Here is a 22,674-nt window from a genome sequence, read left to right as displayed (position 1 = left end):
GCGTGTGCGCACATGTGCTGGTCGCCGAGGACGACGAGATGCAGGCCGAACTCATCCGCCGCTCCCTGCTGTCGGAGGGGCACACCGCGACCGTGGTCCACGACGGGTCGGCCGCCCTGGACGCCGCCCGGCGGCTGCGGCCCGACCTCGTCGTGCTCGACCTGATGCTGCCGGTGATCGACGGCTTCGGGGTGTGCCGGGTGCTGCGCCGGGACGACGACATCCCGGTGCTGATGCTGACGGCCCGGTCGGCGGAGGACGACGTCCTGCTCGGCCTGGAACTCGGCGCCGACGACTACATGACCAAGCCGTACAGCCCGCGCGAGCTGATGGCCCGCATCCGCACGGTGCTGCGGCGCAGCGGGCGCGCCGCCGGGCGGCGGGAGGACCCCGTCGTACGGGCCGCCGGGATCGCCGTCGACCCCGAGCGGCACGAGGTGCGCTGCGACGGGGCGGAGGTGGAGTGCACGCCGGCGGAGTTCGAGATCCTGCTGGCCATGGTCGCCGAACCCGAACGGGTCTTCTCCCGGCGGCAGTTGCTGGAGTGCACCCGCGGCACCGACCGGGCGTCCACCGAGCGGGCCGTCGACGTCCACATCATGAACCTGCGCAAGAAGATCGAGGCCGATCCCCGCGGCCCCGTACGGCTGTTGACCGTGTTCGGCGTCGGCTACAAGCTCAGCGGCGGCCGCGGATGACCCGGCCCATACCGCTGCGCAAGCGACTCCTGGTCCGGCTGCTGATCGCCTCGGTGCTGATCGCCGTGTGCTCGGTGGCGGCCACGGCCTGGCTGGCGGTGGAGACCACCACCCGGGCGCTGCGCGAGGAACAGGGGCAGGTCCTCGCCGAGGACATGGACGTCCTCGCCCGGCTCAGCGGGTATGCCGCGACCCACCCGGACTGGAAGGGCGTCGGGGACACGGTCCGTGAGCTGTCCGCGCGCACCGGTCGCCGTATCGCCCTGACCACCACCGACCGCCGGACGATCGCCGACTCGGCCCCGGCCGGCACCTCCCTGCCGCCGCGCGCCGCAGCCACCGTCGACCCCCTGCACATCGACACCAACACGGAGCGCGGTGCGCAGCGCGGCGGCGTCGACCCCCGGGTCGTGGGCCCGTACCGGGTGACCGACGAGGAACGGGCCAAGTTGGACAAGCTCGCCACGACACGGCAGCGCTGCTTCGCACGCTTCGGCTACGACGCCGTCGTCGTGCAGACGCCGAGCGGCCGACCGGTCGTCACCGACCACGACGGGCCCGTCGCGGGCGGGTTCGTGCCCGACGACTGCGCCGACGGTCTGCTCAACACCCCGACACCGACCGAGAAGAAGGCCCTGTCCGACCTGTCCGACCTGGCTCGGAAATGCCTCGACCGACGCGGACTGAACCCGGGTTCTGACACGTTCGTCACGGTCGACGTGACCGAGCAGCGGCTCGGCGCCCGCTACCTGCTGGGCAAGACCAAGGGGACCGACGACCGGACGGCCGTGCGGGATGCGGACCGCTGCGTCGACGAGGCACGCCGCGCCCAACTCGACCCGTACGTCGCCCCCGTCGCCGAACTGTTCCTGGGCGGCGGCGACACGACCGCCGTCCGCTTCGACATGTCCCCGGCGAACAAGGCCAAGGTCGTCGGCGCCGCCGGACTCGTCCTCGCGGTCACCGTGGCCGTCACCGCCGTCGTCGCCACCCGGCTCGTCCGCCCGCTGCGGGCGCTGACCGAGGCCGCCCAGCAGCCGCCCGAGCTGCATGCGCGGGTGCCCGTCACCACCCGCGACGAGACCGGCATCCTCGCCGCGGCCTTCAACGAACTCGCCGAGCGCCGGGAACGACTGGAGGCCCAGCGCAAGGCGATGGTCAGCGACGTCGCCCATGAACTGCGCACCCCGCTCACCAACATCCGCGGCTGGCTGGAGGTGACCCGCGACGGCGTCGTCGACCCCGACCCGGCCCTGCTCGCCGCCCTGCACGAGGAGGCCCTCGTCCTCCAGCGCGTCATCGACGACCTGCAGGATCTCGCCGCCGCCGACGCCGGCACCCTGCGCCTGCACCGCGAGCCCGTCCGCGCCGACGAACTCCTCGACCAGGTCGCCGCCGCCCACCGCGTCGCCGCCGACACGGCCGGCGTCGCCCTGCGCACCACGGCGGACGGCGCCCCCTGGCTGGACGCCGACCCCGTTCGCATGCGCCAGGCCCTCGGCAACCTCGTCTCCAACGCCCTGCGCCACACACCGGCCGGCGGCACCGTCACACTCGCCGCCCGCAGCGACGGCGACGACGTCGTCCTCGATGTCACCGACACGGGGACGGGCATCGCCGCCGAAGACCTGCGCCACGTCTTCGACCGGTTCTGGCGTGCCGAGAAGTCCCGCAGCCGGCGTACCGGAGGCAGCGGTCTCGGACTGCCGATCGTCCGGCATCTGGCCGCCGCGCACGGAGGTACGGCCGAGGCGGTGAGCGAGCCCGGCGCCGGATCCGTGTTCAGCCTGCGGCTGCCGGGCGCGGCCCCGCCCGCGTGAGGGCGGCGGCCCCTACCCGCACCGCGCCGGCGGGCCCGTCATCCGGCCCGTTGCCGCAGCGCCCGTCGTTCCGCCTCGCTCTTGCCGCCCCAGATCCCGATGAACTGGTCCATGTCGAGTGCCCAGCGCAGACACTGGTCCCGGACCGTGCAGCGCCGGCAGACGGCCTTCGCCTGCTCGGTCTGCAGCAGGGTCGGACCGGACGTGCCGATCGGGTAGAAGAGGTCGGGGTCCTCATGGCGGCAGGCGGCGTAGTCTCGCCAGTCGTCCATCAAAGTCACCTGCGATCGTCGTACGTGCCCTCGTTGGATGCCTTACTCGTTTTCGGGTCGCCTGTCGACGCAGATGTGAAACCCCATGGGGCACAGCTGAATCAGGTCACTGTTCGCGCATGCCCCACGGGGAGCCGTACGCGGTCAGCAGATCCAGGAAGGGACGCGCCGGGAAGGCCTCCGGGCCCAGCACGCCCGCACCCGACCAGGCGCCGGTGGCCAGGAGTTCGAGGGCGACGACCGGGTTGACGGCGGTCTGCCAGACCACGGCCTGGGAGCCGTACTCCGTCATCGACCACTGGTTGTCGACCACGTGGTACAGGTACACCTCGCGCGGCGCGCCGTCCTTGACGCCCCGCACCCAGGTGCCCGCGCAGGTCTTGCCGTGCATCCGCTCGCCCAGCGTCGCCGGGTCCGGCAGACACGCGGCGACGACGTCCCGGGGCGAGACCCGCACCGGCCCGTCGGGCCCCGGCACAGTCACCGGCTCGGTGCGGTCCAGGCCCAGCAGGTGCAGCGTCTTCAGCGTGCCGATGAACTCCTCGCCCAGGCCGTACTTGAAGGTCACCCGGCGCGCGTCGACCCAGCGCGGCATCAGGAGCACCTCCTCGTGCTCCACGTTCACGCACTCGACCGGCCCGATGCCCTCGGGGAAGTCGAACACCTCGGGCTCGCTGAAGGGCTCGGTGGTGAACCAGCCGCGGCCGTCCTCGTAGACCACCGGTGGGTTGAGGCACTCCTCGATCGTGGTCCAGATGCTGAACGACGGCGCGAAGTCGTACCCGTCGACGGTGAGGTTCGCTCCGTCCCGGACACCGATCTCCTCGATCTCGTCGAAGAGCTCGTCGGCCGCGTACCGGGCGAACACGTCCGACAGCCCCGGCTCCACCCCCATGCCGACCAGCGCCAGCGCGCCCGCCTTCTCCCAGTCGGCCGCCTGCTCGAACTGGGCGTCGCCCAGCTTGACCCCGCACTCCTCGTACGGCCGCTCCGGATGCGGGTGCGACAGCGACATCGCCATGTCGACATAGGTGGCCCCGGCGGTGCGCGCGGCCTGGAACAGCGGCATCACGAAGCGCGGGTCGGTGGCGTTGAGCAGCACATCGCACGCGTGCCGCGCCAGCAGCGCCGCGACCGCTGCCTCGTCGCTCGCGTCGACACGCTCGGCCCGGAACCGGGCGTCGCCGCCGAGCGCCGCCACGGCCGACTCGGCGCGCGCGAGGTCGTAGTCGGCGACCACCATCGCCTCGAAGAAAGGACGCCGGGCGGCGATCCGGGTGATGGCGGTACCGACACCGCCGGCTCCCACGAGCAGTACACGCATGACAAGACTCCCTCGGCTGAAGGTCTGGGAAAGGTCTACGACGTGGTGGGGCCCCGCCCGAGATACAACGCCGCCCCGTCACATAAGGTCAATGGCGTTGGCATAAGAATGGAGGATGTCGTGCCGAAAGCGGTCATACCGGAGGAGAAGCGGCGCCGTCGGCGTCCCACGAAGAGCGGCACGGTGCTGTCGGAGCGGCTGATCGTCGACACGGCACTGCGCATCCTGCGCGAACACGGCAGCACCGGACTCACCGCCCGCCGCCTCGGCCTCGCCCTCGACGCCGACCCGAGCACGCTGTACCGCTACTTCCGCGGCATGGACGACCTGACCCTCGCGATCGGCGACGCACTGATCGGCCAGGCGCTGGAGGGCTGGAAGCCGACGGGGGAGTGGCGCGAGGACCTGCGCGCCGTCGGGCTGCGCATCCACGCCGCGTACGTCGCCCACCCCCAGGCAGCCGTGCTGACGACGAGCCGCGTGACGGGCCGCGCCAACGAACTCGCCGCCGACGAGACGGTGCTGAACATCCTGCGCACGGCCGGCTTCCCGCTCCCGGACACCGTCCGCATCTACCACGCCTTCATCGACCAGACCCTGGCCTTCGCGGCCCTGGACGCGGCGTCCCTGGCGCTGCCCAGCGCCTCACTGCGGGCCGACGAGGAGATGTGGCGCTCGACGTACGCAAGGCTGCCCCGCACGGCCTATCCACGGATCGCCGAGGCGGCCCCACTGCTGGCGACCCGGATGGTGACCAGCGCGTATCCGACGGCGCTGGAGATGCTGCTGGACGGCGCATCCCGGTACCTGGACGCGCCCCTTTAGGGGCGCGGGGAACTGCGCGACCAGCCACAACAAGCCTGCACCCGCCAGTGGACCGATCGGCCCCCATTCATAGGCGCAACACTTCCCCCGCCGCAGCCGCCACAGCCTCAGTCACCACCACCAGAGCCGGCGAATCCAACTTCCACTGCTGCCAGTACAACGGAACATCAACCGGCCTCGAAGGCGCCAACGACACAAGCCGCCCCTCCCTCAGCAACGGCCCCGCCTGCACCTCGGGGATCATGCCCCACCCCAGCCCGGCCACCACGGCAGACAAGAACCCCTCGGACGTCGGCACATAGTGCCGCACCACCCCCGCGGAACCTCGCCGCAGGCGGCCCCGCACGAACCCGTCCTGAAGCTCGTCACTCCGGTCGAAACACATCACCGGCGCCCGCCCCAGCGCATCCCCCAACTCCCCACCGAGATACCGCTCCGCGAACCCAGGACTCGCCGCCGCCACATACCGCATCCGCCCCAACGCCCGCACAGAACACCCCGCCACGGCATCCGGCGACGACGTCACCGCGGCCATCACCGCCCCCTCCCGCAGCAGCGACGCGGTACGGCTCTCGTCCTCCCGCCGCAGCTCGAAGGAGAGCGCCGGCTCCGCGGGCACCCGCGTGAGCGCCCCCAGGAACCACGTCGCCAGCGAGTCCGCGTTGACCGCGATGGACACCCGGGTCGGCTCCCCGGCCGCGCTCATGCCGAGCTCGGCGCGCGCGTCCCGCTCCAGCCGGGCCAGCTGGCGGGCGAACCGGACGACGACCTCACCCGACTCGGTGGCCCGCACCGGCTTGGTCCGCACCAGCAGCACCCGCCCCGTGCGCTGCTCCAGCGCCTTCACCCGCTGGCTCACCGCGGACGGCGTCACATGCAGGGCCGCGGCGGCCGCGTCGAAGGTGCCCTCGTCCACCACCGCGAGCAGCGTCCGCACCTGGTCGAGGGGAAGCTCGGTCAGCTCGGTCTTCATACCTGCTAAAGATACGTAAGAATCTTTAGCTGTACGTCAAGAGATCGCTTCCATAGCGTCAATGGCATGACAACCGCCTTGACCACCGCCGCCGCCGGATTCGGCACCGGCCTCTCGCTGATCGTCGCGATCGGCGCCCAGAACGCCTTCGTCCTGCGCCAGGGGATCCGCCGCGACGCCGTCCTCGCCGTCGTGGGCATCTGCGCCCTGTCCGATGCGCTCCTGATCACCCTGGGCGTGGCCGGTGTCGGCGCGGTGGTCGTGGCGTGGCCGGGGGTGCTGACGGCGGTCGCCTGGATCGGCGGGGCGTTCCTGCTGGGCTACGGCGCGCTCGCCGCCCGCCGGGTCTTCAAGCCGGCCGGCGCCCTGCTGACCGTCGGAGAGGCGGCGGGGTCACGGCGGCGGGCGGTGCTGACCTGCCTCGCGATGACGTGGCTCAACCCGCACGTCTACCTCGACACCGTCTTCCTGCTCGGCACGATCGCCGCCGACCGCGGCCCGCTGCGCTGGACCTTCGGCCTGGGCGCCGTACTCGCCAGCCTGTGCTGGTTCGCCGCGCTCGGCTTCGGCGCGCGGCTGCTGAGCCGCCATCTCGCCAAGCCCGTCGCCTGGCGGGTGCTGGACGCAGTGATCGCCGCGACGATGATCGCCCTCGGCGCCTCCCTCATCGCCGGAGGCTGAAGCCGAAAGCCGAAAGCCGTGATCCCGATCCGAACTCCTGGCCGGTACTGCCATAGTGATCCCCGGACGAGAAAGATGTAGCGAGCATCCAGGAAGCGCGTGGACACGAGCGAGAGCAGTACCGAACCCCGGGAGAAGGACCCCTCCCCGGTGCCTCCCCAGCGGCGCGGCTGGCGTCGCTGGGCCATGGACACCCGGCCCCTGCGCCGCCCGGCCTACCGCCGCCTGTGGTCCTCGACCATCGTCACGGCCGTCGGCAGCCAGCTCACCGCGGTCGCCGTGCCGAAGCAGATCTACGACATCACCGGCTCCTCGGCCTGGGTCGGCGCGGCCAGTGTCGCCGGACTGCTGCCGCTGGTGGTGTTCGCGCTGTGGGGCGGGGCGATCGCCGACAGCATGGACCGCCGCAAGCTGCTGCTGATCACCAACAGCGGCATCGCCGTCACCTCGGTGCTCTTATGGCTCCAGGCCGCCACCGGCCTGGAATCGGTGGCCGTACTGATGGTGCTGCTCGCCGTGCAGCAGGCGTTCTGGGGCATCAACGCCCCGGCCCGCAACGCCTCCATCGCCCGCCTGGTCCCGGCCGGCGAACTGCCCGCCGCGAACGCCCTCGGCTCGACCGTCATGCAGACCGGCCAGGTGGTCGGACCGCTGCTGGCCGGCGTGCTGATACCCGTCATCGGCCTGGCCGAGCTGTACCTCATCGACGCGCTGGCGCTGTGCGTCACGGTGTGGGCGGTCCTGCGACTGCCCGCGCTGCCGCCCCTGAAGGCCGCGGCCGAGCGCCGCGCGGGCGTACGGGAGATCGCGGAGGGCTTCCGCTACATCGCCCTGCACAAGGTGCTGTTGCTGTCCTTCCTGGCCGACATCATCGCGATGGTCTTCGGCATGCCCCGCGCCCTGTTCCCGCAACTGTCCAGCCAGACCTACGCGTCGTACGGCGAAGGGCTCGCCCTCGGACTGCTGTTCGCGGCGATACCGATCGGCGCGGTGGCCGGCGGGCTGTTCTCCGGTACGTTCTCCCGGGCCCGCCGGCACGGCTGGATGGTGATCGGCGCGGTCGTCGCCTGGGGCGCCGCCATCACCGGCTTCGGGCTGAGCGGCAGTCTGTGGCTCGCGGCGGTGTTCCTGGTCCTCGCCGGGGTCGCCGACATGGTCTCGATGGTCTTCCGCGGGGCGATCCTGCTGTCCGCCGCCAGCGACGAGATGCGCGGCCGGATGCAGGGCGTCTTCACGGTCGTCGTCGCGGGCGGTCCGCGCCTCGCCGACGTCCTGCACGGCACGGCGGGCTCGGCCTTCGGCCCCCGCGCGGCCACCGCGGGCGGCGGCCTGCTGGTCGTCGCCCTCATGCTGGCCCTGGCCGCCGCGGTACCCGCCCTGCGCCGCTACCGCGTCTGACCACTCAATCACCCGCGCGGCCCTGTCAATTCGCCGGCGGTCGCTAGTGTCGACCCATGTCGAGTCCTGGAGACGTGCCGCCGGAGATCCTGAACCGGCTGCGGCCGATCTGCCGGCAGTTGCCCGAGTCGTACGAGGAACCGGCCTGGATCGGTGTGCGCTGGCGGATCCGTACGCGGACATTTGCCCATGTCTACACGCCGGACGTGGAGCGCTCCCCGGTCTACGCCCCGTATGCAGCCGCAGATCAGGAACTGGTCGTGATGACTTTCCGGGTGCCCGTCGACGACCTGCTCGGCCTGACCGCCGGCGGGTTCCCGTTCCTGCGTGCCGGTTGGGGGCACAACGTCGTCGCCGCCGTGCTCGGTGACCACACCGACTGGACCGAGCTCACCGAACTGATCACCGACAGCTACCGCGAGATGGCCCCGAAGTTCCTCGCCGCCCGGGTCGCCCTCCCGCCTGCGATCAGCTGACCGGCGGCGGGCTCGCGTCGCCGGGCGTGCGGTACCACCGGCGTCATAGCAGGCCCTGCGTGGGGACCTGGGATCGCTGCAACACACACAGGCGCTCGGAGCGCTCCTCGGCTCACAGCACACTGCGCCGGGAGTGCCCGTACTGCTCCATCAGCTTGCCCCGGGTCATCTCCAGCCGGTGCGCGAGGATTTCGGCGACGTGCCGCACCAGCGACAGACCGAGCCGGGTGTCCTCCTCGCACACCCGGAGCACCGCCGCCGCCTCGAACTCGTAGGCGCGCACGGGGCTGAAGGCCTCCGCGCCGAAGTCCCACCGGTACGGCGGGAACAGCCAGGACCAGCCGAGCAGGTCGCCGGCGCCGAGGCTGGCGACGGTGACCCGCTGCAGGGCCGTCACCTTCTGGTCGAGGGAGACGGCGCCCGAGCGGATGACCCAGAAGCGGTCGGCCGTACCGCCCGCCTCGAAGATCCGGGCGTCCTCCGCGAAGGAGACCTCCCGGGCGAGCGACATCAGCCGTTCACGCTGAGGAGGTGGCAGGGCGGTGAGCAGTTTGATCGCTTTGGTCATGGCACGGGGCTCCTCGCCGGGGACTGGGCTTGAAGGTGCTTCCCTGCGTCCATTTCAGCCGCTGCGGGCCCGCTGAGCACCTCGGCGGAGCGCGGTTTCGGCCAGGAATCTTCTGCGGCAGGCCGCCGTGGGCATGAAAAAGCCCTGGCTGGACGGGGGAGACCAGCCAGGGCCGTATGCGGTGGTGCGCGGGGGACGGATACGGTCGACCCCGTGACCACTTATGGATGAACCGTAAACCATCTTCGATGGTTCTGCGTACCCGAAACCACTGTACGTGACCGGTTTCACTCTGATCCGGGTTTCAGGTCCGGTTCGTGGCGCTTGCCCGGGATTCGTAGTGCTTGCCCGGGGTCAGGATCTCCTCCAGGACCGTCAGCACGGTCTCGTAGGCCAGCGTCCGTACGGCGGCGTCGCGGGCACCGTCGGGATCGGCCGCCCTCAGCTCCTCGCTCCGCACCCGCCACTTCCGCTCCTCCTGCCGCGCACAGGCCCTCGCGCGCTGCATCCGCCGCAGCAGTTCGTCTGAGTCCACGACATCGGTCATGACCTCCGCGTACCCGCTTTCGCCCGGGTGAGCCCTCACCCGTCGGATGCCTTGACGGGTACCCCCAGAGGACGCGCCAGCCCCGCCACGCCCTCGTCCAGGCGTTGCAGGTGCCGCAGGACGCGATCGGTGACCCGGCCGTAGCGCGGGACGCCGGAGGCGGTCGGGCCCAGGAGTGAGGCGATGCTCGGCCCGGTGTGGAGCTCGGCCGTGGAGTGTTCCTCGGTGACGTGGGCGCAGAGCGCCTCGATGTTGTGCTCGATGCGAGCCGCGGCCCGGCGCAGCCGGGGGTCCGCCGCGATCGAGGGGTGGGTGGGCAGCAGCTCGGCGGTCGCGGCCAGGGAGCGCGCGTGGTAGGCGCACGTCTCCAGCAGCGCGACCACGTAGCGGGCGGTCTCCCGCCGGGCCCGCAGCGGCGTCACCGGGTGGGTGAGCGGTTGCACGGCCGCCCGCAGATCGGCCAGTGCCTGGTCCAGGTCGCGCGCCTCGTCGAGCAGCTCGACGGGCGGCCCGCCGCTGAGCTGGTCGACGGCGCTGCGGGTGACATCGCCGAGTCGGCGCAGCACGGTGGCGAGGAGTTCGTTCGTACGGCGGTCCGTCTGCACCGGCAGCACGAACGCGGCCGCGATCACCCCGCAGGCCGCGCCGAGCGCCGTCTCCTCGATGCGCAGCACGAGCACCGAGAGGCTGTAGGTGTGCAGCAGGGTGTAGAGCAGGCCCAGGGCCGCGGTGACGAAGAAGGACACCAGCGTGTAGGACAGCGGCGCCGAGTAGAACATCGCGAAGACGAACAGCAGCACCAGCGCGAACGCCGTCCAGGTGTGGCGCCCGACCGCGCCGGCCAGCACGATCCCGGCCAGGACGCCCAGGACGGTGCCGAGCAGACGGCGGTAGCCCTTGACCAGGATCTCGCCCGTGGAGGCGGTGTTGAGGAACACGATCCAGCAGGTCAGCACCGCCCAGTACCAGCGGTCCCGGGACAGCAGCTCGCCGCCGACGATGGCCAGCGACGATCCCACGGCGACCTGCACGGCGGCCCGCGTGGTGGGCCGCCGCAGCCCCGTGGGCTCCTGGGCCGGCTCCTCCTCGCCGGCGTCGAGCACGGCGTCCTCCGCGTCCAGTTCCTCTCGCGAACGGGCCGTGGCAGGGGTGTCGTCGGTCTCGTCCTGGGCTCCGCCGAGGGCGATCCGCAGCCCGAGGACGGCGCGGGCGGCCTCGCCGATCGCCCGGAAGACGTCCTGCTCGGCCGGGGAGACGTCGGGCAGGTTCTCCTCGTCGCGATAGCCGAGGAGCCGGTTGCGGACCAGGGCCACCGAGGTCCCGCCGGCCCGGTCGACGGGACGCAGGACGAGCAGGTGCAGCGCCTGGAGGTCACGGCGCAGCAGGACGGTCGCCTCGTCCCGCGGCGGCTCCCGTCCGCCCGAGGGCACGGGCGCACCCGGCAGATGCAGGGCCAGCGTGTCCACCCGCTCGGCGCCGCGTGCGCGCAGCAACGACAGCCCCAGCCGCTCGGCGGCGATCTCGGCGTCCGCGACACGCCGCTGCACGAGCCGGGCCACCGTCTCGTCGGCGGCCCCCTGCGCCAGCCGGCCCTGGATCAGCAGAGCCGTCTCGTGCAGCCGCGCGGTGCCCTCCCGCACCTGCTCCAGGGCCCGGTCCACGTCCTCGGGACCCGCGTCGAGCAGATCGAGCTGCGCGGACAGCAGCTGGGCCAGCCGGGCACGGAAGGCCTCCCGCAACCGCTGCAGCACTCCCGCCGGCGTCTCGGGCACGAGCACGAACCGCACCAGCGCGCTGCACACGAAGGCCACCGCGACCACGCCGCACAGCTCGGGCAGTTCGGCGACAGTGGCACCGACGAACAGGGACACGAAGTAGATCTGGAAACCGATCAGACCGAGCGCGGTGCCCCGGTCGCCGAATCTGCGCCCGTACACGGCACAGAAGATGAGCGCGACGAAGAACAGGTCCCCGGCCACGACACGGCTGTGCAGCACCGCCGCCAGCGTCATCGCTGCCAGCGCCACCGGCAGACCCAGCGCGAGCGTGACAGCCTGTGGCCCGCGCTGCTTCTCCCGGATGGCGAAAGTGGAGACCATCGCCGCCAGGGCCCCGGCCACCAGGTGGCGGACATCGGTGCCCAGCAGGGCGAGCACGGCGACCGCGAGGGCGATCGAGCCTGCGGTGCGCAGCCCCGCGGTCAGCCGCAGCAGCCCGGGGTCCGACGCCGCGGCACGGTCCCGCAGTCGCGCCCGGACCGGCCCTGCCGCTGCCTTCACGCCGCCGCACTCTCTCCCGCGCTGTCCCCGTTCACGCCCTGTTCCGCGGATCGGCCGAGGCCGTCAGGTCACCCGGCCGTCCCCTCACCCGGCCGTTTTGCCGGCCCCGCCCTTCCCGGCGACCCTCGCCCGTAGCTCCTCCGGCGTCAGATAGGCGTGCACGAACTCGAAGTCCTTCAGCTTGGCCGGGCTGCGGGACTGGAATCCGGTGCGCACGAAATCGTCCCCGGCCACCATGTTGAGCAGCCAGTTCGTCATGACCCGGGTCTTGGCGACATTGGTGCGCAGCGCCGACCAGTGGTAGCCGCGGGCGACGACCATCGCGGGCAGGCCCTTCAGTTCGACACCGAGGGGCTTGGAAACGGCGTCGAAGCCGCCGAGGTCGACGACCAGCCCGAGATCCTTGTGCCGGTACTGCCGCAGCGGCTGGCCACGCAGCGCCGCGATGACGTTGTCCGCCACGACCTTGCCCTGGCGCATGGCGTGCTGGGCGGTCGGCGGGCAGACGGCGCCCTCCTCGTCCTTCGCCACATCGGGCACCGCGGCGGCGTCGCCGAGCGCGAACACACCGTCGTGCCCGGGCAGGTTCATCTCGGCGTTCACCGCGAGCCGCCCCCGCACCGTCTCCGCGCCCAGCGTGGCGATCAGCGGGCTGGCGACGACACCGGCGGTCCAGATCAGTGTGCGGGTGGGCACCACCCGGCCGTCGGTGAAGGTGACCTCGTCGGGGCCCGCCTTCGCGATGGACACGCCGAGGGAGATCTCGATGCCGCGCTTGCGCAGGATCTCCTGGGCGTCGGTGCCGAGCTTCTCGCCGAGCTCGGGCATCAGCCTCGGCGCGATGTCGATCAGATGCCACTTGATGAGGCTCGGGTCGAGCCGCGGATAGCGCCTGACCGCGTTGTGGGTCAGCATCTGCAGACACGCGGCGGTCTCCGTGCCCGCGTAGCCGCCGCCGACCACCACGAACTGCAGCCGTCGCGCCCGCTCGTCCGGGTCCTGGCTGGCGTCGGCCAGGTCCAGCTGGGAGATGACGTGGTCGCGCAGATAGGCGGCCTCCGCGAGGGTCTTCATGCCGTAGGCGTTGTCGGTCAGCCCCGGGATGTCGAAGGTGCGGGTGATGCTGCCGGGGGCCAGCACGATGTAGTCGTACGGCTCGTTGACGATCTTGTCGGTGATGGTGCGGACGACGCAGACCTTGGCCGCGAGGTCCACGCCGATGGCGCCGCCCGGGATGATCCGGGTGCGGTACCTGCGGCTGCGGCGCAGGGACACGGCGATCGACTGGGGGGTGAGGACGCCGGAGGCGACCTGGGGCAGCAGCGGCAGATAGAGCTGGTAGGAGGACGGCGTCACCAAGGTGATCTCGGCGTCGTCGGGGGAGAGTTTGCGTTCCAGCCGGCGCACGCAGCCGACTCCGGCGAAGCCTGCGCCAACCACCAGGATCCTGGGTCGTGTCACGGTGATCATCCCTTCTGCGGCTCCAGGCGGTCTGCCTCGATCCCACCGCGCCACCGGTCGTTGCGCCAGCCGGGTGCGGCAGGCAGATGAAACCGCCGTTGGCCACCCTGCCCCAACCGGCGCGGGGGCACACCGGTTCGGAAGTGAAAGACGTGTCCGCACGATCTCTTGACGAGTCATTGGTCCGGACCTAGCTTCCGTAACGCTCATCCATATGAGAGGCCGCAGTTCACATACATGAATATGTGAGGTGCGGTCCCCCCCACATCCGACAGGAGACAGGATGCTCCCACGCCTGCGCACCCTCGCCGTCACCACGACGCTGTGCGCCACATCGCTGCTCGCGGCCCCGCATGCTTTCGCCGAAGTCGAGCCCGGCGGCTGGCAGTCGGTGTCACCCGGCTACAGCGAGCAGGAACGGGGCTGCGGCCAGATCGACGGCCTGACCTTCCGGCTCACCTGCTCCACCACCAGTGGCGACCAACGGGCTGAACGCCGCTATGCCACCTACACCGGCGGAACCCACCAGTTCGAGGGCTACTTCCGCATCACCGGCCTCAGCGGCACCCGGATCAGCCTCAAGCAGACCTTCCACGAGTCGGGCTCCGGCCCGTACTTCATGCTCGCCGTCGAGCGCGGCGGCAGGCTGTACGCGGTGCACGGCGGCGCGACGCTCTCGGGCGCCGGAACCGTCGGCGCGACCGTCCGCGTCAACACCGTCCACCAGGTCGGCGCCGAGCACCGCACCTACATCAACGGCTCCCTCAAGCACACCTACGCCAGCCCCGGCGGCAGCTTCTACGACAAGTTCGGCGCCTACCGCACCAGCAGCGGCAACGGGACGGCCACCGTGGAGTGGAGCGGCATCCGCTTCTGGCGCAAGTAGCGGCCGCCGTATGCGACGAACGACGTGCGTCGCGGTGTCGGCAGCGCTGATCCTGGCGCTGCCGGCCTGCTCGGCCGACACCCGGCAACCCCTGCGCGGTGTCCTCACGACACCCACCGACATCGACCTCGACTGGACCGGGGCCCGGCCGGGAGCCGACGGCCATGTACTGGAGTTCGCCACCGACGAGGCGGGCCCCTACACCGTCCTGGACCATCTGCCCCGGCAGGTCTCGACCTACCGCCACCCCGACCTGATGCCGCACACCACGTTCTTCTACCGGCTGCGGGCCTACCGGGGCCCCGTGTCCCGGCCGGCGCGCACCGAACTGCCCGACGGCATCCGCTTCACCTGGACCGACGACTCCACGGACGAGGACGGATTCCTCCTGGAGATGCGCCGGAAGAACAGCGACGGGTACGACCCAGTCGCCGTCGTCGGCCCGGACACCACCGCCACGACACTCATCACCCTGCCCGGCGAGAAACAGGCCGCCTTCCGCATCCGCGCCTTCGTGCTCGGCGAGCAGTCCAACGTCGTACGGCTCACCTCGGGCGAGTAGCCGCGCTCAGCGGAAGACGTTGTCCGCGTCGTCCCAGTGCGCGAACTCGTCCGACAGATGCTCCCGGGGCACCCGCGAGCGGGCCTGGTACATCGCGTCGATCTGCAGCGCGTAGTGCCGCACGATCGCGTCCCGGCGCAGCTTCATCGACGGCGTCAGCAGCCCGCTGGCCACGTCGAACGGCGCCGGCAGCACCCGGAACACCCGGATGGACTCGGCCCGCGACACCGCGCTGTTGGCGGCGGCCACCGCCCGGGCGATCTCCTCCCGCAGCGCGTTCTCCTCCCGCGCCTCCCGCATGCGCGCGTCGCTGCGCGCCGCGAGGTTGTCGCGCCAGAACGCCAGGAAGTCGGGGTCCAGCGTGATCAGGGCCCCGACACAGGGCCGGTTGTCGCCCACGACCACCGCCTGATGGACCAGCGGATGCATCCTGAGCCGCTGCTCCAGGAGCGCCGGGGAGACACTCTTGCCGCTGCTGGTGACGATGACGTCCTTCTTGCGCCCGGTGATCGTCAGATAGCCGTCGGAGTCCAGCCGTCCGAGGTCCCCGGTGGCCAGCCAGCCGCCGCGCAGCGCCGCCCACGTCGAGGCGTCGTCATTGACGTAGCCCTGGAACACCGACGGCCCCCGCACCAGGATCTCCCCGTCGTCGGCCACCCGGATGTCCATGCCGGGGATCGCCTGGCCGACGGACCCCGACATCTCCCGGCCCAACGGCTGGGCCGTGACACCGCCGCTGGTCTCGGTGAGCCCGTAACCGTCGTTCACATAGATGCCGATGCCTTCGTAGAAGAGGGACAGCTCACGGTTGAAGGGGGAGCCGCCGGACGTCCCCAGCAGCACCCTGCCGCCCAGTGCGGCACGGAACTTGCGGTACACCGTCCGCTCGTACAGGGCGTGCTGCAGCCGCAGATCGAAGCCGGGTCCCGGCCCGCCGCCCAGCCGCTGCCGTTCCAGCGCCGCCGCGAAGTCCCGTGCCGTGTCGGCGGCCCGCTCGAACAGCGCCCCCCGGCCCGCCTGCTGGGCCGTACGCAGGGCGTTCTTGTAGATCTTCTCGAAGATCGACGGCACGCCACAGAAGTAGGTCGGCCTGAAGGCGCGCAGCGCCGCCGACAGCGCTTCCTCGCTCAGATCGGGCTCGTGGCCCATCATCATGCCGCCGCGCATGCACAGGGTCTGCACCAGGAGGCCGTACACATGGGAGAAGGGCAGAAAGGCGAGAACGGACGCCTGCCCTCCCGGGGGCACCACCTTGTGGCCCCAGCCGGCGAGGAGGGTGTCGCAGGAGCTCGCCAGGTTCCGGTGACTCAGCGCGCAGCCCAGGGGCCGGCCCGTTGTGCCGGAGGTGTAGGCGATGACGGCTGTGGAGTCCGGCAGCACGATCCGGCGCAGTGACTCGACCGTCGTCAGCGGAATGAACTCGCCCCGCTCCACGAGCTGCCCGAGCCCGCCCGCGTCCAGCTGCCAGACATGGCGCAGCTGCGGCAGCGATCCGCACACCGAGCCCACCGTCATGACCGCCTGCTCGTCCTCGACCACCACGGCCACGCATTCGGCGTCCCGCAGGATCCACTCGACCTGGTCGCGCGACGCCGTCGGATAGATCGGCACCACCTCGGCGCCCACCGCCCACAGCGCGTGGCTGAACACCGTCCACTCGTACCGGGTACGCGCCATGATGGCGACCCGGTGCCCCGGCGAGATCCCGGACGCGATCAGCCCCTTGGCCAGATCGGCCACCTCGTCGCGCACCTCGACGGCGGTCACCTCCTCCCAGCGGGCGGAGGAGGGATCGGGACGGCGCGCGAGCATCGGCAGCGTGGGATCGAGGACCGCCGTCTCGAAGACGCTGTCGGCGAGCCCACCGGTCAGGGTCGTGACGGTCGGGGGAGCGAGGCCGAGGTCGCGCATGCGCTGCTCCTGTTGTGTACCGGGTGTGACATTGCCGACGAGTTCCGTTATCGGCGGTGCCCGAATCTAGCCCAGTGCGGAGCGCGCGGTGTCGAGAACTGACAATTGACCCCGATCGGTGATCTCGCCGCGATCAGGGCGACAGCCAGACCGTGCCGAGCGGAGGCAGCGTCAGCCGAAGGTGCCCGTCCTCCGGTTTGAGGGGGTCGGGGTTGGTGACGCCGCTCCCGCCGTAGTGCACGGCGTCGGTGTTGAGGGTCTCCTGCCAGATGTCGATGTGGTCCGGCACCCACAGACGGTAGTCGTGACGGACGGCGGGCGAGAAGTTCGAGACGGCCAGCAGGACGTCGCCGTCGGCGCCGTACCGCAGGAAGGCGAGGACGTTGTCCTCGGCCGCGTCGCCCAGCACCCACTGGAAGCCACCGGGGTCGGTGTCCCGCTCCCACAGGGCCGGCGTCGCCCGGTAGAACGCGTTGAGGTCCCGCACCAGGTCCCGCACGCCCCGATGGTCACCCGCCGACGCGTACCCGGGATCCAGCAGCCACCACTCCGGCCCGTGCGCCTCGGACCACTCGGCGCCCTGGGCGAACTCCTGCCCCATGAAGAGCAGTTGCTTGCCCGGATGCGCCCACATGAAGCCCAGATACGCGCGATGGTTGGCGCGGCGCTGCCACCAGTCGCCCGGCATCTTGGAGACCAGCGCCTGCTTGCCGTGCACGACCTCGTCGTGGGAGATGGGCAGGACGTAGTTCTCGCTGTAGGCGTACACCATCGAGAACGTCATCTCGTTGTGGTGGTACCTGCGATGCACGGGCTCCTTGGCGATGTACTCCAGCGAGTCGTGCATCCAGCCCATGTTCCACTTCAGCCCGAACCCGAGCCCGCCGCTGTCGGTCGGCCGGGTCACCCCGTCCCAGGCGGTCGACTCCTCCGCGATCGTGACGACCCCCGGGTTGCGGCGGTACACGGTCGCGTTCATCTCCTGCAGGAACCGCATCGCGTCCAGGTCCTCGCGCCCGCCGAACTCGTTCGGCGCCCACTGCCCGGATTCCCGCGAGTAGTCGAGGTAGAGCATCGACGCCACTGCGTCCACCCGCAGCCCGTCGATGTGGAACTCCTCGCACCAGTACGTGGCGTTGGCGACGAGGAAGTTGCGCACCTCGGTACGCCCGTAGTCGAACTCGAACGTCCCCCAGTCCGGATGCTCGGCCCGCCGGGCATCCCCGGGTTCGTACAGCGGCTCCCCGTCGAACCGGGCCAGCGCCCAGTCGTCCTTGGGGAAATGGGCCGGCACCCAGTCCACGATCACCCCGATGCCGGCCTGGTGCAGGGCGTCGACCAGGTACTTGAAGTCGTCGGGCGTGCCGAGCCGCGAGGTCGGCGCGTAGAAGCCGGTGACCTGATAGCCCCAGGAACCGGCGAAGGGGTGCTGCGCCACCGGCATGAACTCGACGTGCGTGAAGCCGAGGTCGGTGACGTACTCGGGCAGTTCCTCGGCGAGTTGGCGGTACGTCAGTCCCGGCCGCCAGGACGGCAGGTGGACCTCGTACACCGAGAAGGGCGCCTGGTGCACCGGGACGTCGCCGCGGTGGGCCATCCAGTGCTCGTCGCCCCACTCGTAGCGCGAGGCGTGCACGATCGACGCCGTGTCCGGCGGGACCTCCGCCCGGCGGGCCATCGGATCGGCCTTGAGGAAGCGGTGGCCGTGCCGGGAGGTGATCTCGAACTTGTACCGGGTGCCCTCGCCGATGCCCGGCAGGAACAGCTCCCACACCCCGGACGCCCCGAGCGAGCGCATCGGGAACGCCGTCCCGTCCCAGCAGGTGAAGTCCCCGGCGACCCGCACTCCCCGGGCGTTGGGCGCCCATACGGTGAAGCGGGTGCCGGCCACGCCCTGGTGGGTCATCGGCTCGGCGCCGAGCGCCTTCCACAGCTCCTCGTGCCGACCCTCCCGGACGAGGTGCAGGTCGAGCTCGCCGAGGGCGGGCAGGAAGCGGTACGGGTCGTGGACCTCGCGCTCGTCGGACCCGTCCTGCGCGTACGACACCAGCAGTGTGTACTCGGGGACCGCGTCCAGTGGCAGTACGGCCGAGAAGAGGCCGCCCTCCTCGGAGACCAGCCCGGTGCGCTCGCCGTCGACCACCACGCTCACCGCACATGCGAAGGGGCGCAGCGCCCGGATGGCGATCCCGCCCGGCACCGGATGGGCGCCGAGCAGCGCATGCGGATCGTGGTGGGCGCCCGACAGCAGGCGGTCGCGGTCGGCGGGATCCAGGGCGGGCGCGGCAGCGCACCGGCCCGGTCCGGCCGATTCGGGGCGCGAGGTCTCGTGCAGGGCCATGTGGTCAGGCTCCTCTCACGGCGAGGCGTTCGATCGCCGCCATCGGTACGGGCAACCAGTCGGGTCGGTGCCGCGCCTCGTACAGCACCTCGTACACGGCACGGTCGGTCTCGTAAGCACGCAGCAATCCGTGCTTCTTGCGCGGGTCCCACCCGGCGAGGGCCGCATAGCCCGCGCAGTAGGCCTCCCGGCAGCGGCGCGCCCACTCCGGGCGCCACGGGCGGCGCTGCCGGGCGGCGTAGTCGAAGGAGCGCAGCATGCCGGCGATGTCCCGCACCGGCGAGTGCACCCCGCGCCGCTCGGCGAGCGGTCGGGACGGCTCGCCCTCGAAGTCGATGACGAACCACTCACGGCCGGCCCGCAGCACCTGACCCAGATGCAGATCGCCGTGGATGCGCTGGGCCGGCGGACCGGGATCGCATCCGGCGAGGGCGCCGAACGCGCTGCGCAGGCCGGGGACGTACGGCTGGAGCGCGGGCACGAAGTGCGCGGCGTTCTCCAGGCGCTCGGTCATCGCGGCCGCGTTACGGCCGTTCTCCCCGCGCCCCCGGGAGGGGAAGGCCGACGCCAGTGCCAGATGCACCTCCGCCGTCGCCCGCCCCAGCTGACGGGCCTCCGCCGTGAAGTCGCCGCCCGAGGCCAGCGCCTGGAGCGCCAGTGTCCAGCCGTCGGAGGCGTCCCGCAGGAACGGCTGCAGCACCCCGAGCGTCGCCTCCCGGGGATGCGTCGTGCGGAACCAGGCCACGGGGGCCGGCACCCGGCGGCAGCCCTGCTCGGCCAGCGCGCCCGGCACCTCCAGGTCGGGGTTGACGCCCGGCTGGATGCGCCGGAAGAGCTTCAGGATGAACGCGTCGCCGAACACCAGCGAGGAGTTGGACTGCTCGGCGTCCAGCAGCCGCGGCACCAGCCCGGCCGGCACGGACACCGAGGGGTCCGCCTCGAAGCGCAGCGGGCCCGCCGTGCCGGGATGCCGCAGCCGCTCCAGGAGCAACTGGGCCGACCGGGGGTCCTGCAACGCGTCGAACACCGTCAGACCGGCCAACGGCCCTTCCTCGGCACGGCCGATGAGCGCCCGGCCCAGCCGCGGCGACAACTGCTGCCGTACGCCGATCAGCAGCTGGTAGCAGTCGCCGGCCGGGGGAGTGTTGCCCGGCGAGGGCACCGCCGAGTGACCGGCGTGCACCAGCAGATGCAGACAGCCCGGGAACAGCTCCGTCATCGACAGCAGCGCGAGATCGGTGACGGGCCGGTCCTTGCCCGCGAACCAGCGCTGCCGTGGCAGCCACTCGCGCAGCAGCCCGGCGAGCGACGCCATCGGGCCGGCGTCGACCGTACGGCTCGGTCGGGGAGATGCCATCTTCTGCATGGGACGCGTCCTTTCCTCGGCGCACGCTCGAAGCTCAGGCTGAGAGCCGTTGTCCGATGCGGGATGCGACTCGGGAGAGCCGGAACCAGTAGAAGCCGTGGCCCCCGAGGGTCAGCAGATACGGCAGTTCGCCGATCGCCGGGAAACGGACCCCGCCGAACAGCTCCACCGGGTGACGTCCGTTGAACTCGCGCAGATCGAGCTCGGTGGGCTGTGCGAAGCGCGCGAAGTTGTGCACGCACAGCACGAGGTCGTCCTCGTATTCGCGCAGGAAGGCGAGTACGGCGGGGTTGGAGGACTGGAGTTCCGTGTAGGTGCCGAGTCCGAAGGCGGGGTTCTGCTTGCGGATCTCGATCATGCGGCGGGTCCAGTGCAGGAGCGAGGACGGCGACGCCATGGACGCCTCGACGTTGGTGACCTGATAGCCGTAGACCGGGTCCATGATCGTGGGGAGGAACAGCCGTCCGGGGTCGCAGGAGGAGAAGCCGGCGTTGCGGTCCGGGGTCCACTGCATGGGGGTGCGGACGGCGTCGCGGTCGCCGAGCCAGATGTTGTCGCCCATGCCGATCTCGTCGCCGTAATAGAGGATCGGGCTGCCCGGCAGGGAGAGCAGCAGCGCGGTGAACAGCTCGATCGAATGGCGGTCGTTGTCGAGGAGCGGAGCCAGCCTGCGCCGGATGCCGATGTTGGCGCGCATCCGCGGGTCCTTGGCGTACTCCGCCCACATGTAGTCGCGCTCTTCGTCGGTGACCATTTCGAGGGTCAGCTCGTCGTGGTTGCGCAGGAAGATGCCCCACTGGCAGCCGGACGGGATGGCCGGGGTCTTGGCGAGGATTTCCGAGACCGGGTAGCGCGATTCCCGCCGTACGGCCATGAAGATGCGCGGCATGACCGGGAAGTGGAACGCCATGTGGCATTCGTCGCCGCCACTCTGGAAATCGCCGAAATAGTCCACGACGTCCTCGGGCCACTGATTGGCCTCGGCGAGCAGCACCGTGTCCGGATACATCGCGTCGATCTCGCGACGGACACGCCTGAGGAACTCATGGGTGGCAGGAAGGTTCTCGCAGTTGGTGCCCTCCTCGGCATACAGGTAGGGCACGGCATCGAGCCGGAAGCCGTCGATGCCGAGGTCGAGCCAGAAGCGGAGGGCGGCCAGGATCTCCTCCTGCACGGCCGGGTTCTCGTAGTTGAGATCCGGCTGGTGGGAGAAGAAGCGGTGGAAGAAGTACTGTCCCCGAACGGGGTCGTACGTCCAGTTCGACGCCTCGGTGTCGACGAAGATGATGCGGGCGTCGCCGTAGGCCTTGTCGTCGTCGGCCCACACGTAGTAGTCGCCGTAGGGGCCGTCGGGGTCCTTCCGTGACTCCTGGAACCACGGGTGCTGGTCGCTGGTGTGGTTCATGACGAAGTCGATGATGACGCGCATGCCCCGCTGATGGGCGGCATCGGCGAATTCCACGAAGTCGGCGAGGTCACCGAATTCCGGCAGCACCGAGGTGTAGTCGGAGACGTCGTAGCCGCCGTCCCTGAGCGGTGATTTGAAGAAGGGCGGCAGCCACAGGCAGTCGACGCCGAGCCATTGCAGGTAGTCGAGTTTGGCGGTGAGGCCCTTGAGGTCGCCGACGCCGTCGCCGTTGCTGTCCTGGAAGGAGCGGACCAGGACCTCGTAGAAGACGGCGCGCTTGAACCAGTCGGGGTCACGATCCTTGGCGGGGGTGTCCTCGAAGGTGTCCAGCACGGGCTCGTTGACGGTCATGGCGCTCAAGACCCTCCGATCTGCGGTGGCGATACCTGGACGTGGAGCACATGCGCGGGCGCCCTGCCGGGCTCCAGGCGTACGTAGTTGGTGCGGCCCCAGCGGTAGGTCTCACCCGTCAGTTCGTCGCGCACGCAGAGGGAGGCGTCCCAGTCCAGGCCGAGTTGCGGCATGTCCAACGAGACCGTGGCCTCCTGGGTGTGGTGGGGGTCGAGGTTGGCGACCACCAGAACCGTGTCCGGGCCCGTGCGCTTGCTGTACGCGATGAGCGCGTCGTTGTCGGTCCGGTGGAAGCGCAGGTTCCGGAGCCGGTGCAGTGCGGGGTGGCTTCTGCGGATGGCGTTGAGCCTGGTGATCAGGGGGGTGATGGTGCGGCCCTCGCGTTCGGCGGCGGCCCAGTCGCGGGGGCGGATCTGGTACTTCTCCGAGTGCAGGTATTCCTCGCTGCCGGGGCGCAGGGGGGTGTTCTCGCACAGTTCGTAGCCGCTGTAGATGCCCCAGGTGGGGGAGAGGGTGGCGGCCAGGAC

At 71.0% G+C, this 22,674-nt stretch carries 20 protein-coding genes; 8 read left to right on the top strand and 12 right to left on the bottom strand.

Features of this window, described 5'->3' with window-relative positions:
- Positions 1-2 precede the first annotated feature (2 nt).
- Positions 3-698 carry a response regulator transcription factor gene (locus tag ACFWYS_RS33235; protein WP_384776768.1) on the top strand — a complete coding sequence of 232 codons (696 nt, stop codon included), beginning with the start codon at positions 3-5 and terminating at the stop codon, positions 696-698.
- Positions 695-2,518, top strand: coding sequence for a sensor histidine kinase (locus ACFWYS_RS33230; protein ID WP_384776766.1), 1,824 nt, complete (start codon positions 695-697; stop codon positions 2,516-2,518). The genes ACFWYS_RS33235 and ACFWYS_RS33230 overlap by 4 nt, the downstream gene beginning before the upstream one ends.
- Before the next feature lie 38 nt (positions 2,519-2,556).
- On the opposite strand, the gene ACFWYS_RS33225 is transcribed toward ACFWYS_RS33230, so the two are convergent.
- Positions 2,557-2,790 carry a WhiB family transcriptional regulator gene (locus ACFWYS_RS33225; protein WP_384776764.1) on the bottom strand — a complete coding sequence of 78 codons (234 nt, stop codon included), beginning with the start codon at positions 2,788-2,790 and terminating at the stop codon, positions 2,557-2,559.
- A 106-nt stretch (positions 2,791-2,896) separates the two neighbouring features.
- Positions 2,897-4,114 (bottom strand): saccharopine dehydrogenase family protein, encoded by a 1,218-nt coding sequence (locus ACFWYS_RS33220; protein WP_384776762.1) that lies wholly within the window; start codon positions 4,112-4,114, stop codon positions 2,897-2,899.
- A 120-nt stretch (positions 4,115-4,234) separates the two neighbouring features.
- On the opposite strand from ACFWYS_RS33220, the gene ACFWYS_RS33215 reads away from it, so the two are divergent.
- Positions 4,235-4,939 (top strand): TetR/AcrR family transcriptional regulator, encoded by a 705-nt coding sequence (locus ACFWYS_RS33215; protein WP_384776760.1) that lies wholly within the window; start codon positions 4,235-4,237, stop codon positions 4,937-4,939.
- A gap of 67 nt (positions 4,940-5,006) precedes the next feature.
- Here ACFWYS_RS33215 and ACFWYS_RS33210 read toward each other — a convergent pair whose 3' ends face one another.
- The gene (locus tag ACFWYS_RS33210) at positions 5,007-5,912 is read right to left on the bottom strand and encodes a LysR family transcriptional regulator ArgP (RefSeq protein WP_384776758.1); all 906 of its coding nucleotides are present in this window, start codon (positions 5,910-5,912) and stop codon (positions 5,007-5,009) included.
- Between the two features lie 66 nt (positions 5,913-5,978).
- Here ACFWYS_RS33210 and ACFWYS_RS33205 point away from each other — a divergent pair, with 66 nt between their 5' ends.
- From ACFWYS_RS33205 to ACFWYS_RS33195, 3 genes are all read left to right on the top strand, one after another.
- Positions 5,979-6,593, top strand: a complete 615-nt coding sequence (locus ACFWYS_RS33205; RefSeq protein ID WP_384776756.1) for a LysE/ArgO family amino acid transporter — start codon at positions 5,979-5,981, stop codon at positions 6,591-6,593.
- Between the two features lie 99 nt (positions 6,594-6,692).
- A complete protein-coding gene (locus tag ACFWYS_RS33200; protein WP_384776754.1) occupies positions 6,693-7,991 on the top strand; it encodes an MFS transporter in 1,299 nt (432 codons plus the stop codon).
- 56 nt (positions 7,992-8,047) lie between these two features.
- Complete coding sequence (locus tag ACFWYS_RS33195) at positions 8,048-8,467, top strand: MmcQ/YjbR family DNA-binding protein (RefSeq protein WP_384776752.1); 420 nt, start codon at positions 8,048-8,050, stop codon at positions 8,465-8,467.
- 112 nt (positions 8,468-8,579) lie between these two features.
- Here the strand turns inward: ACFWYS_RS33195 and ACFWYS_RS33190 are convergent, their stop codons facing one another.
- The 4 genes from ACFWYS_RS33190 to ACFWYS_RS33175 all read right to left on the bottom strand — a co-directional run bounded on the left by ACFWYS_RS33190 (position 8,580) and on the right by ACFWYS_RS33175 (position 13,331).
- On the bottom strand, positions 8,580-9,035 hold the full coding sequence (locus ACFWYS_RS33190) for a cyclic nucleotide-binding domain-containing protein (protein ID WP_384776750.1): 456 nt from the start codon (positions 9,033-9,035) through the stop codon (positions 8,580-8,582).
- Positions 9,036-9,339: 304 nt separating this feature from the next.
- Positions 9,340-9,582 (bottom strand): hypothetical protein, encoded by a 243-nt coding sequence (locus tag ACFWYS_RS33185; RefSeq protein WP_384776748.1) that lies wholly within the window; start codon positions 9,580-9,582, stop codon positions 9,340-9,342.
- A gap of 35 nt (positions 9,583-9,617) precedes the next feature.
- Positions 9,618-11,861, bottom strand: coding sequence for an FUSC family protein (locus tag ACFWYS_RS33180; RefSeq protein ID WP_384776746.1), 2,244 nt, complete (start codon positions 11,859-11,861; stop codon positions 9,618-9,620).
- An 84-nt stretch (positions 11,862-11,945) separates the two neighbouring features.
- Positions 11,946-13,331, bottom strand: coding sequence for an NAD(P)/FAD-dependent oxidoreductase (locus tag ACFWYS_RS33175; RefSeq protein ID WP_384776744.1), 1,386 nt, complete (start codon positions 13,329-13,331; stop codon positions 11,946-11,948).
- Between the two features lie 274 nt (positions 13,332-13,605).
- Between ACFWYS_RS33175 and ACFWYS_RS33170 the strand changes: the two genes are divergently transcribed.
- Together ACFWYS_RS33170 and ACFWYS_RS33165 are read left to right on the top strand one after the other, a co-directional pair.
- Positions 13,606-14,208 (top strand): hypothetical protein, encoded by a 603-nt coding sequence (locus tag ACFWYS_RS33170; protein ID WP_384776742.1) that lies wholly within the window; start codon positions 13,606-13,608, stop codon positions 14,206-14,208.
- A gap of 10 nt (positions 14,209-14,218) precedes the next feature.
- Positions 14,219-14,770 carry a hypothetical protein gene (locus ACFWYS_RS33165; protein WP_384776740.1) on the top strand — a complete coding sequence of 184 codons (552 nt, stop codon included), beginning with the start codon at positions 14,219-14,221 and terminating at the stop codon, positions 14,768-14,770.
- A 6-nt stretch (positions 14,771-14,776) separates the two neighbouring features.
- Here the strand turns inward: ACFWYS_RS33165 and ACFWYS_RS33160 are convergent, their stop codons facing one another.
- The 5 genes from ACFWYS_RS33160 to ACFWYS_RS33140 all read right to left on the bottom strand — a co-directional run.
- On the bottom strand, positions 14,777-16,681 hold the full coding sequence (locus ACFWYS_RS33160; RefSeq protein WP_384776738.1) for an AMP-dependent synthetase/ligase: 1,905 nt from the start codon (positions 16,679-16,681) through the stop codon (positions 14,777-14,779).
- A gap of 133 nt (positions 16,682-16,814) precedes the next feature.
- The gene (glgB, locus tag ACFWYS_RS33155) at positions 16,815-19,022 is read right to left on the bottom strand and encodes a 1,4-alpha-glucan branching enzyme (RefSeq protein ID WP_384776736.1); all 2,208 of its coding nucleotides are present in this window, start codon (positions 19,020-19,022) and stop codon (positions 16,815-16,817) included.
- A gap of 4 nt (positions 19,023-19,026) precedes the next feature.
- Positions 19,027-20,388 carry a maltokinase gene (locus ACFWYS_RS33150; protein ID WP_384776734.1) on the bottom strand — a complete coding sequence of 454 codons (1,362 nt, stop codon included), beginning with the start codon at positions 20,386-20,388 and terminating at the stop codon, positions 19,027-19,029.
- Positions 20,389-20,422: 34 nt separating this feature from the next.
- Entirely contained in the window at positions 20,423-22,147 is a 1,725-nt protein-coding gene (treS, locus tag ACFWYS_RS33145) for a maltose alpha-D-glucosyltransferase (RefSeq protein WP_384776732.1), read from the bottom strand.
- 5 nt (positions 22,148-22,152) lie between these two features.
- Positions 22,153-22,674: DUF3459 domain-containing protein (locus ACFWYS_RS33140; protein ID WP_384776730.1), on the bottom strand; the 522-nt coding region annotated here is incomplete at its 5' end.

Origin of the sequence: Streptomyces sp. NPDC059010, assembly GCF_042740355.1 — a bacterium.
Classification (GTDB): Bacteria; Actinomycetota; Actinomycetes; order Streptomycetales; family Streptomycetaceae; genus Streptomyces.
The sequence above is the reverse complement of the archived record's forward strand: the minus strand, read 5'-3'. Positions and strand labels throughout refer to the sequence as shown.

What these genes read in the sequence shown, in the direction of transcription:
- ACFWYS_RS33190 (WP_384776750.1), bottom strand. Translation starts at nt 9,035, where the DNA reads ATGACCAAAGCGATCAAACTGCTCACCGCCCTGCCACCTCCTCAGCGT.
- ACFWYS_RS33195 (WP_384776752.1), top strand. Translation starts at nt 8,048, where the DNA reads ATGTCGAGTCCTGGAGACGTGCCGCCGGAGATCCTGAACCGGCTGCGG.
- ACFWYS_RS33205 (WP_384776756.1), top strand. Translation starts at nt 5,979, where the DNA reads ATGACAACCGCCTTGACCACCGCCGCCGCCGGATTCGGCACCGGCCTC.
- ACFWYS_RS33170 (WP_384776742.1), top strand. Translation starts at nt 13,606, where the DNA reads ATGCTCCCACGCCTGCGCACCCTCGCCGTCACCACGACGCTGTGCGCC.
- ACFWYS_RS33150 (WP_384776734.1), bottom strand. Translation starts at nt 20,388, where the DNA reads ATGCAGAAGATGGCATCTCCCCGACCGAGCCGTACGGTCGACGCCGGC.
- ACFWYS_RS33160 (WP_384776738.1), bottom strand. Translation starts at nt 16,681, where the DNA reads ATGCGCGACCTCGGCCTCGCTCCCCCGACCGTCACGACCCTGACCGGT.
- ACFWYS_RS33185 (WP_384776748.1), bottom strand. Translation starts at nt 9,582, where the DNA reads ATGACCGATGTCGTGGACTCAGACGAACTGCTGCGGCGGATGCAGCGC.
- ACFWYS_RS33165 (WP_384776740.1), top strand. Translation starts at nt 14,219, where the DNA reads ATGCGACGAACGACGTGCGTCGCGGTGTCGGCAGCGCTGATCCTGGCG.
- ACFWYS_RS33210 (WP_384776758.1), bottom strand. Translation starts at nt 5,912, where the DNA reads ATGAAGACCGAGCTGACCGAGCTTCCCCTCGACCAGGTGCGGACGCTG.
- treS (WP_384776732.1), bottom strand. Translation starts at nt 22,147, where the DNA reads ATGACCGTCAACGAGCCCGTGCTGGACACCTTCGAGGACACCCCCGCC.
- ACFWYS_RS33230 (WP_384776766.1), top strand. Translation starts at nt 695, where the DNA reads ATGACCCGGCCCATACCGCTGCGCAAGCGACTCCTGGTCCGGCTGCTG.
- glgB (WP_384776736.1), bottom strand. Translation starts at nt 19,022, where the DNA reads ATGGCCCTGCACGAGACCTCGCGCCCCGAATCGGCCGGACCGGGCCGG.
- ACFWYS_RS33220 (WP_384776762.1), bottom strand. Translation starts at nt 4,114, where the DNA reads ATGCGTGTACTGCTCGTGGGAGCCGGCGGTGTCGGTACCGCCATCACC.
- ACFWYS_RS33175 (WP_384776744.1), bottom strand. Translation starts at nt 13,331, where the DNA reads ATGATCACCGTGACACGACCCAGGATCCTGGTGGTTGGCGCAGGCTTC.
- ACFWYS_RS33225 (WP_384776764.1), bottom strand. Translation starts at nt 2,790, where the DNA reads ATGGACGACTGGCGAGACTACGCCGCCTGCCGCCATGAGGACCCCGAC.